Annotated in this window: 12 protein-coding genes; 5 read left to right on the top strand and 7 right to left on the bottom strand. The window is 63.0% G+C overall.

Annotation, left to right across the window (positions count from 1 at the left end; genetic code table 11):
- The first annotated feature begins 118 nt into the window (after positions 1-118).
- Positions 119-1,972: an AsmA family protein gene (locus MESOP_RS12755; protein WP_013893739.1), complete on the top strand. Its 1,854-nt coding sequence runs from the start codon at positions 119-121 to the stop codon at positions 1,970-1,972.
- A 27-nt stretch (positions 1,973-1,999) separates the two neighbouring features.
- Here the strand turns inward: MESOP_RS12755 and MESOP_RS12750 are convergent, their stop codons facing one another.
- From MESOP_RS12750 to MESOP_RS12725, 6 genes are all read right to left on the bottom strand, one after another.
- Entirely contained in the window at positions 2,000-2,818 is an 819-nt protein-coding gene (locus tag MESOP_RS12750; RefSeq protein ID WP_013893738.1) for an ABC transporter permease, read from the bottom strand.
- A complete protein-coding gene (locus tag MESOP_RS12745) occupies positions 2,815-3,783 on the bottom strand; it encodes an ABC transporter permease subunit (protein WP_013893737.1) in 969 nt (322 codons plus the stop codon). Before MESOP_RS12745 ends, MESOP_RS12750 begins: the two co-directional genes overlap by 4 nt.
- A gap of 9 nt (positions 3,784-3,792) precedes the next feature.
- A complete protein-coding gene (locus MESOP_RS12740) occupies positions 3,793-4,935 on the bottom strand; it encodes an ABC transporter ATP-binding protein (RefSeq protein WP_013893736.1) in 1,143 nt (380 codons plus the stop codon).
- Positions 4,936-5,011: 76 nt separating this feature from the next.
- Positions 5,012-6,109: a polyamine ABC transporter substrate-binding protein gene (locus tag MESOP_RS12735; RefSeq protein WP_013893735.1), complete on the bottom strand. Its 1,098-nt coding sequence runs from the start codon at positions 6,107-6,109 to the stop codon at positions 5,012-5,014.
- A 324-nt stretch (positions 6,110-6,433) separates the two neighbouring features.
- Positions 6,434-7,387 carry a DMT family transporter gene (locus MESOP_RS12730; RefSeq protein ID WP_013893734.1) on the bottom strand — a complete coding sequence of 318 codons (954 nt, stop codon included), beginning with the start codon at positions 7,385-7,387 and terminating at the stop codon, positions 6,434-6,436.
- Between the two features lie 136 nt (positions 7,388-7,523).
- Positions 7,524-8,972, bottom strand: coding sequence for a helix-turn-helix domain-containing protein (locus MESOP_RS12725; protein ID WP_013893733.1), 1,449 nt, complete (start codon positions 8,970-8,972; stop codon positions 7,524-7,526).
- A 236-nt stretch (positions 8,973-9,208) separates the two neighbouring features.
- On the opposite strand from MESOP_RS12725, the gene aceA reads away from it, so the two are divergent.
- From aceA to MESOP_RS12710, 3 genes are all read left to right on the top strand, one after another.
- Positions 9,209-10,498, top strand: coding sequence for an isocitrate lyase (gene aceA / locus MESOP_RS12720; protein ID WP_013893732.1), 1,290 nt, complete (start codon positions 9,209-9,211; stop codon positions 10,496-10,498).
- A 63-nt stretch (positions 10,499-10,561) separates the two neighbouring features.
- Positions 10,562-10,804 (top strand): SMc00767 family acetate metabolism repressor, encoded by a 243-nt coding sequence (locus tag MESOP_RS12715; RefSeq protein WP_006202762.1) that lies wholly within the window; start codon positions 10,562-10,564, stop codon positions 10,802-10,804.
- 271 nt (positions 10,805-11,075) lie between these two features.
- Entirely contained in the window at positions 11,076-11,519 is a 444-nt protein-coding gene (locus tag MESOP_RS12710) for a response regulator (RefSeq protein WP_041164106.1), read from the top strand.
- Positions 11,520-11,582: 63 nt separating this feature from the next.
- On the opposite strand, the gene MESOP_RS12705 is transcribed toward MESOP_RS12710, so the two are convergent.
- Positions 11,583-12,299 carry an HAD family hydrolase gene (locus MESOP_RS12705; RefSeq protein ID WP_013893730.1) on the bottom strand — a complete coding sequence of 239 codons (717 nt, stop codon included), beginning with the start codon at positions 12,297-12,299 and terminating at the stop codon, positions 11,583-11,585.
- A 146-nt stretch (positions 12,300-12,445) separates the two neighbouring features.
- Between MESOP_RS12705 and MESOP_RS12700 the strand changes: the two genes are divergently transcribed.
- Positions 12,446-13,882, top strand: coding sequence for a glutamine synthetase family protein (locus MESOP_RS12700; protein WP_041164105.1), 1,437 nt, complete (start codon positions 12,446-12,448; stop codon positions 13,880-13,882).
- The last annotated feature ends 23 nt before the right edge of the window (positions 13,883-13,905 follow it).

Below are 13,905 nucleotides of genomic sequence, written 5' to 3'. Positions count from 1 at the left end.
CGATGCGGGCAAGTGTGCGCAAATGCCATCGCCGGGCCATAAAGACTTGAAATGCCTCAGCCCTAAGTCGTAGTGACGACTGGACGATTTTTGTCGGAACGGAAGCATACAGGGCGATATGCCGTCATCCTTCATCCGCCGCGGAGTATGGGCGATCGGCGCTGCCGTGATCGTCATCGCTCTCGTGGTCGCCGCCCTGCCGCTGATCGCCTCGACCCGCATCGTGCGCGACCGCATCGCTTGGGAAATGAGCGCGTGGAGCGGCTTTCGCGTCGCCATCGATGGCTCGCCGCGCATCGAGGTCTGGCCGAATTTCCGTGCGATCCTGACCGATGTGACGCTGTCGAAGTGGACGGACACCGATGCGCCGCCGGTCGTCGAGGCCGAACGGGTCGAGGTCGACCTCTCGGCCATGGCGGCATTGCGCGGCGATGTAGAGTTTTCCACGGCACGGCTGGTGCGGCCGACGATCCGGGTGCAGCGGTCGGCGGACGGCCTGTTCCTGCCGACGGCGCCGACCGGCGGCCGCATCGCGCGCTCCATCGACGCGGCGCGCGGCGTGGTCAGTGCCAATCCCGCCAAGCCCGATCTCGACAAGCTGCCGACCGACACGTTCGGCACGGTGGAGTTCAGGGACGGCCGCATGGTGGCTTCCGTCAACGGCAAGGACGTGGAGATCCTGAGCAGCCTCAGCGGCCAGGCGACCTGGGCGGCGATGAACAGCAATGCGACGCTGTCGGCAACCGGAATCTGGCGCGGCGAAAGCGTGACCGTGGACGCCGCCTCGGCAAAGCCGCTGGTGCTGTTTGCCGGCGGCATGGCACCGCTTGCCCTGTCATTGAAGGCCGCGCCCGCCACTTTTTCCTTCGACGGCACGGCCAGCATGTCCGAGAATGCCTATTTCGACGGCCAGGTGAAGTTCGCGGCTCCCTCGCTGCGTCGCGTGCTGGAATGGACGCAGGCTGGCATCGCGCCGAGCGCGGCGATCGGCTCGGTCAGCATTTCGAGCAAGGTCACCGCGTCGGCCGGGCGCATCAAGTTCGAGAACACCGCACTGGCGCTGGACAACAATCCAGGTATGGGCGCGCTGGACCTGTCGCTTGGCGACGCGCAGCCGGTGATTTCGGGCACGCTTGCCTTCGACACACTCGACCTCAGGTCGTTTCTGTCCGCCTTCACGCCGCTGGGACCGGCAAGCGGCGCCGGACCGGGTGACGTCGAGACAAGTTTTGCCGATCGGATCAACCTCGATCTCAGGCTGTCGGCGGCGCATGCCACGGCGGGTGCCATCCAGCTTGCCGATGTCGCCGCCACCGCCCAGGTCAAGGATGGCCTTTCCGTCTTCGACATCTCCGACGCCTCGGCCTTTGGCGGCAACATCCAGACCAGCCTTCGTTTCGACCGCAAGCCCGAGGGCACCCAGGTCGAAATCCGGCTGCTCGCATCCGATGTCGACGGCGGCGCGTTCGCTACGGCTGCCGGGATGACCCGGCTGGTGCCGGTCGGCACGGGTACGGTTTCGGTCATCCTCAAGGGACCGGGCAGGACCTGGGATTCGATCTTTGAAAATGCCGATGGCTCGGTCTCGGCGACCTTCGGCCCCGGCGCGCTCAGCAAGTTCAACCTGCCGGCCTTTCTCAAGCATACCGAACAAGGCGGCTTCTTTGCACTCGATGACGTTTCGGACGGGACATTGCCGATCGACGGCGCCGAAGTGAAGGCAACCATTTCGAGAGGCGTGGCAAGGCTGGACAAGGCCGAGGCCAATTCGGCGAAATACAAGATCTGGCTTTCCGGGATCGCCTCCTACGCCGGGCGCGGGCTGGCACTGTCCGGCGGCGTCATCCAGCCGGACCAGGCCGCCACGCAGGCGAATGGCCAGCAAGGCCCCAACCAGTCGTCCTTCTTCGTCGGCGGGACATGGAGCACGCCGTTCATTTCGCCGATAAGCCGCGGCGTTTCGGGCGAGTAGGCCCCACCCGAAACATCCACCGCGCAGCTAACCGCGCTGGGCGGCCTGTTCATCCAGCTGGCGCTGCACCTCACGCCGTTTGTTGGCGATCGAGGCGATGATGACGCCGACCGCGACCACAGCGATCAGGATGGTGCAGGCGGCGTTGATTTCCGGCGTCACGCCGAGACGGACCTGGCTGTAGATCTTCATCGGCAGCGTGGTGGCGCCCGGCCCGGAGGTGAAGCTGGCGATGACCAGATCGTCGAGCGACAGCGTAAAGGCCAGCATCCAGCCGGACACGATCGCCGGCATGATGACCGGCAGCGTGATCTGGAAAAAGGTCTTCGTCGGCGTTGCACCAAGGTCCATCGCCGCTTCCTCCAGCGAACGGTCGAAGGAAACCAGACGCGACTGAACGACGACCGCCACGAAGCACATGGTCAGCGTGATATGGGCGAGCGTCACGGTCAGGAAGCCGCGATCGAGACCGACGGCAACGAAGAGCAGCAGCAGCGACAGGCCGGTGATGACTTCCGGCATGACGAGCGGCGCGAAGACCATGCCGGAAAACAGCACCCTGCCCCTGAACCGGGTGTAACGCGTCAGGGTGAGCGCCGCCAACGTGCCGAGCACGGTCGCCACCGTGGCCGAAATGACGCCGACGCGCGCCGTGACCCAGGTGGCGTCCATCAGGCCCTGATTGTGGAACAGCGACACATACCATCTGGTCGAGAAGCCGCCCCAGACGGTGACGAGCTTGGACTCGTTGAAGGAGAAGACGATGAGCAGCACGATCGGCAGGTACAGGAAGGCAAAGCCCAGCACGATCGAGGTGACGTTGAAGCGGCTCCAGGTGGTGTTCATTTGTCCTGCTCCTGCGCCTTCGCCTGTGCCTGCTGGAAGAGCATGATCGGAACGGTCAGCAGAAGCAGGAGGATGACGGCCACGGCCGAAGACACCGGCCAGTCACGATTGGCGAAGAACTCGTTCCACAAGGTCTTGCCGATCATCAGCGTCTGCGAACCGCCGAGCAGGTCGGGGATGACGAACTCGCCGACGGCCGGGATGAATACCAAAAGGCAACCGGCAATGACGCCCGGCAGGGATAGCGGGAAGGTGATCTTCCAGAAAGCGGCGGTCGGCGGGCAGCCGAGATCCTTGGCCGCCTCGATCAGCGAATAATCCATCTTTTCCAAAGACGAATAGAGCGGCAGCACCATGAACGGCAGGTAGGAATAGACGATGCCGATGAAGATCGCCGTGTAGGTGTTGAGGATGACCAGCGGCTGGTTGATGACGTGCAGCGACAAAAGCAGCTGGTTGAGCAGTCCCTCGGGTTTCAGGATGCCGATCCAGGCGTAGACCCGGATCAGGAACGACGTCCAGAACGGCAGGATCACCAGCATCAGCAAGGTCGGGCGGATGGTGGCCGGCGCGCGCGCCATGCCGTAGGCGATGGGGTAGCCGACCAGCAGCGTGAGCACGGTCGAAATGGCGGCGATGATCAGGCTGGTGACGTAGGCTTTGAAATAGAGCGCATCCTGCGTCAGCCAGACATAGTTGTCGAAGTTGAGATCGCGAAACCCGGCGAAAAAGCCTGACACGCCGTCCTTGAAGCCCAGCACCGGCATGTAGGGCGGCATGGCGATCGCCGTCTGCGACAGTGAAATCTTGAAGACGATGACGAACGGGACGAGGAAGAAGAACAGCAGCCAGAGATAGGGGACGATGATGACGAGGCGGTTGACGAAGCCGGCGCCCAGCCGCGCCAGGAACGGCTTGTCGGCGACCGATGGCACGGCGGCGTCGGTGACAGCGATGTTGGACATATCAGCCCCCTACCGCGCCAGCACGACGCCGGCGTCGGGCCGGAAAGACACCCAGGCGCGGTCGTTCCAGGTCAGCGGATCCTCGGTCACGCGCACCGCGTTCAAGGCGCTTGCCCTGATGATCTGCCCGTCGTCCAGCCTGACGTGATAGACGGTCATGTCGCCGAGATAGGCGATGTCGTAGACTTCGCCCTCCAGAGCGTTGACGGCATCTGCCGGCTTCTTCGACGAGACCCTGATCTTCTCCGGCCTGATGGCGAAGACGATGTCGGCATTGGCCTTTGCAGCCGCGCCACCATTCTCGACGACGATCTGGGCTCCGCTTGGGCCGGTGATGCGCGTCGTGTTGGCTGACTGTTCGGCAACCTTGCCCTCGAACATGTTCACGTTGCCGACGAAATGGGCGACGAAGCGCGATGCCGGAGCCTCATAGACTTCCGCCGGTGTCGCAACCTGCATGACTTCGCCCTTGTCCATGATGGCGATGCGATCGGCCATTGTCATCGCCTCTTCCTGGTCGTGGGTGACGACGACGAAGGTGAGGCCGAGTTCCTGCTGCAGGTCCATCAGTTCGAACTGGGTTTCCTCGCGCAGCTTCTTGTCGAGCGCGCCGAGCGGCTCGTCCAGCAGCAGCACCTTCGGGCGTTTGGCGACAGAGCGGGCAAGGGCGACGCGCTGGCGCTGGCCACCGGAGAGCTGGTGCGGCTTGCGCTTGGCGAACTGCTCGAGCTTGACCAGCTTCAGCATGTCGGCGACGCGCTTTTCGATATCGGGCTTGGCCATGCCTTCCTGCTTGAGGCCGAAGGCGATGTTGTTTTCCACCGTCATATGCGGGAACAGGGCATAGGATTGGAACATCATGTTGACCGGCCGGCGATAGGGCGGAATGCCGCGCAAATCCTGGCCGTCGAGCAGGATGCGGCCAGCCGTCGGTTCCTCGAAGCCGGCAAGCATCCTGAGCAGCGTCGACTTTCCACAGCCGGAGGCGCCCAGCAGCGCGAAGAATTCGCGCTCGAATATGGTCAGCGACAGATTGTTGACGGCGGTGAAGTCACCGAACTTCTTGGTGACGTTCTCGAATTGGATGTATGGCTTGGCGTTCGGGTCGTTCCATGGCGCGAAATCCCTGCGGATGCTGCCAAGCGATTTCATATCCCCACTCCGTCTGTCCTGAGTCCCCAAAGAAAATCGACCCCGGCAGTTGGCTGCCGGGGTCGTGTCGGATTGCTTACTGGCCGGTGACGATCTTGGTCCAGCTGCGCGTGATGATGCGCTGGGTCTTGGGATCGTACGGCTGGACAGTGTAGAGCTTCTGCAACGTCGCCGCGTCAGGATAGACCGACGGGTCGTCCAGAAGAGACTTGTCGACGAATTGCTGCGACGCCTTGTTGCCGTTTGCGTAGAGCACATAGTTCGACGATTTGGCGATCACTTCCGGCGTCATCATGTAGTTGATGAATTCGAGTGCCTCGGCGGTATGCGGCGCATCGGCCGGAATCGCCATCTGATCGAACCACATCTGGGCACCTTCCTTCGGCACCGAATAGCCGATTTCCACGCCCTGCTTGGCCTCGACCGCGCGGTTGCGTGCCTGGAATACGTCACCCGACCAGCCGACCGCCAGGCAAATGTCGCCATTGGCGAGTGCGTTGATGTATTCGGAAGAATGGAACTTCCTGATGAAGGGCCGCACTTTCATCAGCGCGTCCTCGGCCTTGGCGATGTCGTCGGGCGAGGTGCTGTTCGGGTCCAGACCGAGATATTTCAGCGCCGCTGGAATGATGTCGGCTGGTGAATCCAGCACATAGACGCCGCAGTCCTTCAACTTGGCGAGGCTGTCCGGATTGAAGAACGTATCCCAGCTGTCGATCTTGTCGGTGCCGAGTGCCGCCTGCACTTTCTTGATGTTGTAGCCGATGCCGACGGTGCCCCACATGTAATTGACCGAGTATTCGTTGCCGGGGTCGTATTTGGCGGTGCGCTCCGAAACCGTGTCCCACATGTTGGAGATGTTCGGCAGCTTCGACTTGTCGAGCTTCTGGAACACACCGGCCTGGATCTGGCGGGCCAGGAAATTGCCGCTCGGCACGACGACGTCGTAGCCGCTGCCGCCAGCGAGCAGCTTGGTTTCCAGGATCTCGTTGGAATCGAAGGTGTCGTAAACCACCTTGATGCCGGTCTTCTTGGTGAAGTCGTCGATGATCGAACTGTCGATGTAGTCCGACCAGTTGAAGACGTTGACTACGCGGTCCGCGGCGTGACCGCCGGCGGTGAAGAGGGTCAGAAATACCGAGGTCGCCGAAAGCCAGAGCGCTTTGCGGATCATGCTATTCTCCTTTGGTGAGTGTTCCGTCGCCGGCTGGTCGCGGCATGCGCGCGGCCGGGCATTTTCGTCAGGGTATTGAGCTTTCCAGGGGACAACAAGCACCAATCGGCGCGCCGCCTGCGGCCGTCCGGCTGTCCTGGACTGGAAGGAATTACGGCGCCGTCAGAAGCTTTCGCCGCCGCGCGGACAGAAATACAGGAATGTGGTCCGGTCTCGATCGGGCCGCCGGGGAGACTTGGCAAGATACGCCTGTCTTGTTGTTGCCGTATTCCCAGCCTGCCCGGGCGGCAGCGACGTTGTCAATGGCAAAGCTTCGGGCCGGCATCAATTAGGCGACGGCACCCCGGTGACGCCTGCCCGCTGCGGCCGTGCCTGGCGCTTGAACTCTAACCCGATATGGACAAGCAGCGCCGTGACCACCACCGCGCCGCCGATGATGGTGCGCCCGGACGGCACCTCGGAATGGATGAGCCAGACCCATATCGGTCCGAGAATCGGCTCGAACGTGCCGAGCAGCGCCGCGATGGCCGCCGGGACCAGGCGCGCGCCGGTGGCGAAGAAAGCGAGGCCAATGCCGAGATTGACGACGCCGAAGGCGAAGAGGAAGCCCATGTCGCTGGCCGACACCGCGAAGGTCGACGCCTGCGACGCCGCCAAGCCCGCAGCTAGGATCGTGCCGAGACAGGTCGCAGGCGTCATGCGCACGCTGGAGAACCGCCTTGTGATGACGGTTGCGATCGAGAACATGAATGCGATCAGCAGCGCCAGCCCGTCCCCCATGGGCGAAACGGCGCCATCGAGCGATTCCGACACCATTATGGCAACGCCGGTGATGACGGCGGCGATCGCCACCCAGGTCACCACAGTCACCCGTTCGCGAAACAGCACCCAGGCAAACAGCGCCGCCAGAAGCGGAACGCCGGCCTGCATCAAGAGGATGTTGGCAACAGTCGTGTAGGCGAGTGCCACGACGAAGGATGTCGACGCGATGGCGAAGCAGAACCCCACGGCGAGACCGGGCAGGCCCATGTCGCGAAACGATCTCAGCATGCCGCGCCAGCCGTCACGCCAGGCCATGAAGGAGAGCAGGAAGGCGGCGGCCCAGACGGAGCGCCAGAAGATGACTGTCCAGCTGTCGCCGACGGTGATGAAGCGGGCGATGGTGCCGCCGAAGCTCCACATCAGCGCCGACAGGAAGACCAAAAGCATGCCGACGCGTTCCTCGCGTGGCGAGGCTGTCGGGTTAACAAGGCCGGGCGATGATGCTGCGTCTGTCATGGGCGCGACTGTCGAGCTTTTGTGGACGGGACGATGCGCAAGGGACGACAAAAAACTGCTCTGTTCGCGTAGCGCAAAGACTTGAGCCGCGGGTGATCCAGACACCGGCGACGATTGTGGCACCTTTGCTGCAGCGTTACTGGAAATCGAAGGCGCTCAGGCCGGTTACCATCTCGTCGAGGCCGAGCGGACGCGTCACCGGCGGCTCGGCACGCGCCAGGCAGCCGACGCGTTCGCAAAGCCGGCAGGCGGGCCCGACCGGCGTCGCCGCAATGGCACCTGGTCCGGACTTTCCGGCGGACGCCGCGCCGGGCAGTGCCGCGCCATAGACGATGTCGTCGCGAAAGCCGATGTCGCAGCCGAGCAGAATCGCGGTGCGGCGCGGTCGTTCGGAGAACGCGCCCTGCGGCCCTTCCAGCGTGCGGGCGATGCACAGGAACTCGGCGCCGTCGGGCATTTCCACCGCTTCGACGAAGACCTGGCCGGGCTGGGAGAAGGCAACATGCACGGGCAGCTTGGGGCAGCCGCCGCCGAAGCGGCTGTGCGGAAAACCCTGGCTGCCGGCCTTGCGGAAGCGGTTGCCGGCATTGTCGACCTCCAGCATGAAGAAGGGCACCCCCGGGGCGCCCGACCGCTGCAGCATGGTCAGCCGGTTCGCCGCCTGCTCGAAGGAGACGCCGAAGCGCGAACGCAGGACATCGATGTCGTAGCGGGCGCGAACGGCGGCGGCGTAGAAGGCCTGATAGGGCATCATCAGCGCATGCGCCGCATAGCGGCCGAGTTCGAAGCGGGCGAGACGACGGGCTTCGTCCGTGCTCAGCTTGAGCGCCTGGATCTCGCCGGCGACCGCGACCGTCATGCGGATCAGGCAGGCTTCCATCGCCACTTCGCGCAGCTGGTCGAACGGCGACAGCCGCTCCGACAGGAACAGCCGCTGCGAGTGGCGATCGTAACGGCGGCGCCAGTTCGGCATGGTGGCAACCGGCAGCACCTTGACGACGATGCCGTATTCGCGCTTCAGCCAGGCTTTCAGCGCGCCGAACAGGTCGTCGCCGGGATCGAGCACTGACGTAAAAGCCTCGGCTTCCTCCTCGAGTGCCGAAAAATGGTTCGGCCGTCGCTCGAAGGTCTCGTGCACCTCGTCGATCGGCAGGCGGGCGCCGGAAAGCGCCGTCGCCCGCCCCTCGTGGGCGAGAAGCTCGTTGAGATCGGACAGCCGCTCGGCCTGCTCGCGATAGGCGCGAAACAGCTTTATCACCGCGGCGGACGCATTGGGCGCCGCCTCCGCAAGCTCGATCAGTTCCTGATCTCCAGGCAACTCGCCGACCAGCAGCGGATCGGTGAACACTTCCTTCAAGGCAGCGACAGACCCCCTTGCCTCGCCCTGCAGCTCATGCGGATCGACCTTATAGACGGACGCCAGTTTCAGGATCAGCTGCACCGTCAGCGGCCGCTGGTTGCGCTCGATCAGGTTGAGATAGGACGGCGAGATGCCGAGCCCCTCGGCCATCGCCGTCTGGGTCAGGCCCTTGGCGTTGCGGATGCGGCGGATGCGCGGCCCGGCGAATATCTTCTGGTCAGCCATCGGCTATCCTTGACAGGAATTTACACAATTTCCACGGCAATCACGCTGCCGATTTCTTTACAATAATGACAGATTTACAGCGGCCCTCTGTCAAACACAACACAAGTTTTCCCTTATATCCCGGCATATGTGTGGATTTATCTGGCTCATTCCGCGCCGCAATGTAAATTCAGTCACATTCCAGATGGCCAATGACTGGCCACCGGCCATAGCGCAGCAATCCTTCGGAGTATCCCATGACTGATTTTTACAACCTCGTTCCATCGGCGCCGGAAGGCCGTTTCGACGGGATCGAACGTCCCTATTCGCCGGGGGATGTGAAGCGGCTGCGCGGTTCGGTGCAGATCCGCCAGAGTCTCGCCGAAATGGGTGCCAACCGGCTGTGGAAGCTCATCCATGAGGAGGATTTCGTCAACGCGCTCGGCGCCATGTCCGGCAACCAGGCGATGCAGCAGGTGCGCGCCGGGCTGAAGGCGATCTACCTGTCAGGCTGGCAGGTTGCCGCCGACGCCAACACGGCGTCCGCCATGTATCCGGACCAGTCGCTCTATCCGGCCAATGCGGCGCCCGAGCTGGTCAAGCGCATCAACCGCACACTGCAGCGCGCCGACCAGATCGAGACCTCAGAGGGCAACGGGCTTTCGGTCGAGACCTGGTTCGCGCCTATTGTCGCCGATGCGGAAGCCGGCTTCGGCGGACCGCTCAACGCGTTCGAGATCATGAAGGCATTCATCGAGGCGGGCGCGGCCGGCGTGCACTACGAGGACCAGCTGGCGTCGGAAAAGAAGTGCGGCCATCTCGGCGGCAAGGTGCTGATCCCGACCGCCGCGCACATCCGAAACCTCAACGCCGCGCGCCTGGCGGCGGACGTGATGGGCACGCCGACGCTGGTTGTCGCTCGCACCGATGCGGAAGCGGCCAAGCTGCTCACCTCCGACATCGACGAACGCGACCAGCCTTTTGTCGACTATGGCGCCGGGCGCACGGTCGAGGGCTTCTATAACGTCAGAAACGGCATCGAGCCCTGCATCGCCCGCGCCGTTGCCTATGCGCCTCACGCCGACCTGATCTGGTGCGAGACGTCCAAGCCGGATCTGGCGCAGGCCAGGAAATTCGCCGAGGGCGTGCGCAAGCATCACCCTGACAAGCTGCTCGCCTACAATTGCTCGCCGTCGTTCAACTGGAAGAAGAACCTCGACGACGCAACCATCGCCAGGTTCCAGAAGGAGCTCGGCGCCATGGGCTACAAGTTCCAGTTCATCACGCTCGCCGGCTTCCACCAGCTCAACTACGGCATGTTCGAACTGGCACGCGGCTACAAGGCGCGGCAGATGGCTGCCTATTCCGAGTTGCAGGAAGCCGAGTTCGCCGCGGAAGCCAACGGCTACACCGCGACCAAGCACCAGCGCGAGGTCGGCACCGGCTATTTCGACGCCGTGTCGATGGCGATCACCGGCGGCCAGTCGTCGACCACCGCCATGCATGAATCGACCGAGCACGCGCAGTTCAAGCCGGCTGCGGAATAAGTCCACGAAAAGACGACCAACAGAGGAAACGCCCGACAGGGCTTCGGACACAGGAGAAGACCAATGGCATCGATAAGCCGCGTCAAGGAACGGGCGGAAGAGCAGTCCACCACGATGAGCGTCGACCAGCAGGCGACGATCCGCATGCTGGCCAACGACCTGCACAGGCTGAACCAGTCGGTGATGAAGGCGGTCGAGGCGGGGGTCTCGGTGGAACTCGTGCGTTCGGCCAGACACCATGGCGGCGACGGCAATTGGGGCGATCTGCTGATCCCGGTGATCGTCACGCAGCAGAGCCATGGCTGACCGAACCGGGGCTGATCGAACTGGGGCTGACCGGAAATCGTTGCAACCGGCCCTTCACCTGCGCAGCATATGCGCAGGTGAATTTTATTTTCATGCGGCCAAGCAGTGGACAGGGCAGTACAGTACTGTTGCTTGACTCCACTGTCGTACGAGGTGCTCTCGGGAGCCTTTTATTTCAACTTGACACGGGGGCGATCTCACGCCAATTGTCGCTCGGATTTCAACTCTGCATTGAAACGGGAGCGAGCTTCTTGGCCGACTTGGGTGCCCTGTGAATCGTGAGGGCGAGACCGGAAGACATCTGAATCCGGGGACCCGAGGTTCAAACAGCGAGACGATCCACGATCCCTCGAAGGTACTGGTCGTCGGAAAATCGCCGATCAATCGCGTGGTGGTGTCGAAGATTGTCGAGCGCTCCGGGCTCCGACCAATCTCGGAATCACCCGACATGGCGGCGCGGACCTTGCGCTTGCTGGTCCCCGGCGCGATCGTGCTGGACGGCGGCCCCGACAACAAGGACTGCGACAATCTGATGTCCGGCATCGAAACGTTGCGGCGCGCGTCGGGGAAATCGTTCCCTCCCGTGATCCTGCTTTCGACCAATAATGGCACCGCGGAGAGCCTGGGCTTTTCGAGTATCATCGATGCGATTGTGACCAAGCCGATCACACCTGAACGGCTGCAACCGGTGATCGATCGCCTGGTAAGCCGCTAAAGCAAGTCGGGGAAGCGGTTTTCAGTCCGGAACCGCGCGGGACCTAGCGGGTGGAAGCAGCGATCAACCTCGTTTCGTGATGCCCTGAACAAGTTCGGGCAATTGCCCGAGATCGGATATCTGCAGGAACCGCGGCTCGGCGACCGGCGCCTCGACATGGTCGAGCACCCAGGTCAGTTCGTGCGGCACATGCACGCCCCAACCGCCGGCTTCGATGGCCGGCACAACATCCGACTTCAATGAATTGCCGACCATCATGCTCTTTGCGGGACCGTCACCATGGCGGCTGAAGAGGCGCGCATAGGTCGCGGCATTCTTGTCGCTGACGATCTCGACCGCGTCGAACAGGTCGCCGAGGCCCGATCCGGCCAGCTTGCGCTCCTGGTCGAAGAGATCGCCCTTGGTGATCAGCACCAAGCGGTAGGCGCCGGCGAGTTTCTCCACCGTCTCACGCGCGTGCGGCAAGGGCTCGATCGGGTGGCTCAGCATCTCGCGGCCGGCATCGAGAATCTCCGCTATGACCGAAGCCGGCACCCGCCCGTCGGTGACCTCGATCGCCGTTTCGATCATCGACAGCGTAAATCCCTTGATGCCGAAACCGTAAACGGCAAGGTTGCGCCGTTCGGCCTCCAGCAGTCGCGCCGAGATCTGTTTTTCCTCGGCATGATCGGCAAGCATGGCGGCGAAGCGTTTTTCGGTCATGCGGAAGAACTGCTCGTTCTGCCAAAGCGTATCGTCGGCGTCGAAGCCTATCGTCGTCACTTCGCTACTGGTTCGCATCGCCGATTTCTTCTGTGCAGAACGCCCCTAACGTAAGCCGACCCGCGGGCGATTTTCAACCGCGAAGCCAAATGCCGGCAGTGGCTCCCCTTCCCTTCGGTAGCCGGGCACGGCTATACTCCGAAATCCGCAACTCCATCTGGTGAATGATGCCGCCTGCAAAAAAGGAAGTCCGTCCGTCGAGCCGCGGAGGACGGGCGCGCACGCCTGCTTTCGTGAAAAACCTGCGCGGCGTGAAGAACTGGAAGGAAGTCAGCGAATGGCTGGAATGGCGCGGCATCGAGGATATCGAATGCATCACGCCTGACCAGGCCGGCGTCGCGCGCGGCAAGATGATGCCGTCGAAGAAATTCACCTCCAACACCTCGCTGGCGCTGCCTTCGGCCGTCTTCATGACGACGATTTCCGGTGGCTATCCCGAGGACGGCAACGGCTTCCACTATCCCGAGGACGACGGCGACCTCAAGCTGATGCCGGACCTGTCAACGCTGACTGTGGTGCCCTGGGAGGAAGACCCGACGGCCGCCGTGATCTGCGACCTCGTCCACCAGGATGGCCGTTCGGTCGAATTCACGCCGCGCAATGTCTTGAAGCGCGTGCTTGCAGCCTATGACCGACTGGGGCTGAAGCCGGTGGTGGCGCCCGAGATCGAATTCTACCTGGTGCGCAAGAATCCGGATCCGGACTATCCGCTGACCCCGCCGGTCGGCCGCTCGGGCCGCGCGATCGGCGGCGGCGCCGGCTATTCGATCGCCGGCGTCAACGAGTTCGATGAACTGATCGACGACATCTACCATTTCTCCGAAAGCCAGGGCCTGGAGATCGACACGCTCATCCATGAAGAGGGCGCCGGCCAGCTCGAGATCAATCTGCGCCACGGCGACCCGATCGAGCTTGCCGACCAGGTGTTCATGTTCAAGCGCACGATCCGCGAGGCGGCGCTGAAACACGAGATCTATGCCACCTTCATGGCCAAGCCTATCCAGGGCCAGCCGGGTTCGGCCATGCATATCCACCAGTCGATCATCGACAAGAAGACGGGCAAGAACATCTTTTCGGCCGAGGACGGCTCGGAAACCGAGGACTTCTTCCACTTTATCGGCGGCATGCAGAAGCATGTGCCGAACGCGCTGGTGATGTTCGCGCCCTATGTCAATTCCTACCGCCGGCTGACACAGGCGGCCTCGGCCCCGGTCAACAACAAATGGGGCTATGACAACCGCACCACGGCGTTCCGCGTGCCGCGTTCCGATCCGGCGGCGCGGCGTGTCGAAAACCGCATCCCGTCCTCCGACGCCAACCCCTATCTGGCGCTGGCGGCCTCGCTTGCCTGCGGGCTGATCGGCATCACCAGGAAGATCAAGGCCGAGCCTCCGGTGCTGACGACCGCCAATGCGCACGAGATCGACCTGCCGCGCAGCCTGCTTGAAGCCGTCGACCTGTTTGAGGGCGACGAAGAACTCTGCGCGCTGCTGGGCAAATCCTTCGCCGCGACCTATGCGGCGATCAAGCGGGCCGAATTCGAGACCTTCATGGAAGTGATCAGCCCGTGGGAGCGGGAGTATCTGTTGCTGAATGTGTGAGGAAGCAAATAGCGAGTAGCGAG

This window comes from Mesorhizobium opportunistum WSM2075 (assembly GCF_000176035.2).
In the GTDB taxonomy this organism is placed as follows: Bacteria; Pseudomonadota; Alphaproteobacteria; order Rhizobiales; family Rhizobiaceae; genus Mesorhizobium; species Mesorhizobium opportunistum.
The sequence above is the reverse complement of the archived record's forward strand: the minus strand, read 5'-3'. Positions and strand labels throughout refer to the sequence as shown.

Bases quoted from the DNA above. Each gene is read 5' to 3' on its own strand.
- MESOP_RS12755 (WP_013893739.1), top strand. From the start codon at position 119: ATGCCGTCATCCTTCATCCGCCGCGGAGTATGGGCGATCGGCGCTGCC.
- MESOP_RS12750 (WP_013893738.1), bottom strand. From the start codon at position 2,818: ATGAACACCACCTGGAGCCGCTTCAACGTCACCTCGATCGTGCTGGGC.
- MESOP_RS12745 (WP_013893737.1), bottom strand. From the start codon at position 3,783: ATGTCCAACATCGCTGTCACCGACGCCGCCGTGCCATCGGTCGCCGAC.
- MESOP_RS12740 (WP_013893736.1), bottom strand. From the start codon at position 4,935: ATGAAATCGCTTGGCAGCATCCGCAGGGATTTCGCGCCATGGAACGAC.
- MESOP_RS12735 (WP_013893735.1), bottom strand. From the start codon at position 6,109: ATGATCCGCAAAGCGCTCTGGCTTTCGGCGACCTCGGTATTTCTGACC.
- MESOP_RS12730 (WP_013893734.1), bottom strand. From the start codon at position 7,387: ATGACAGACGCAGCATCATCGCCCGGCCTTGTTAACCCGACAGCCTCG.
- MESOP_RS12725 (WP_013893733.1), bottom strand. From the start codon at position 8,972: ATGGCTGACCAGAAGATATTCGCCGGGCCGCGCATCCGCCGCATCCGC.
- aceA (WP_013893732.1), top strand. From the start codon at position 9,209: ATGACTGATTTTTACAACCTCGTTCCATCGGCGCCGGAAGGCCGTTTC.
- MESOP_RS12715 (WP_006202762.1), top strand. From the start codon at position 10,562: ATGGCATCGATAAGCCGCGTCAAGGAACGGGCGGAAGAGCAGTCCACC.
- MESOP_RS12705 (WP_013893730.1), bottom strand. From the start codon at position 12,299: ATGCGAACCAGTAGCGAAGTGACGACGATAGGCTTCGACGCCGACGAT.
- MESOP_RS12700 (WP_041164105.1), top strand. From the start codon at position 12,446: ATGATGCCGCCTGCAAAAAAGGAAGTCCGTCCGTCGAGCCGCGGAGGA.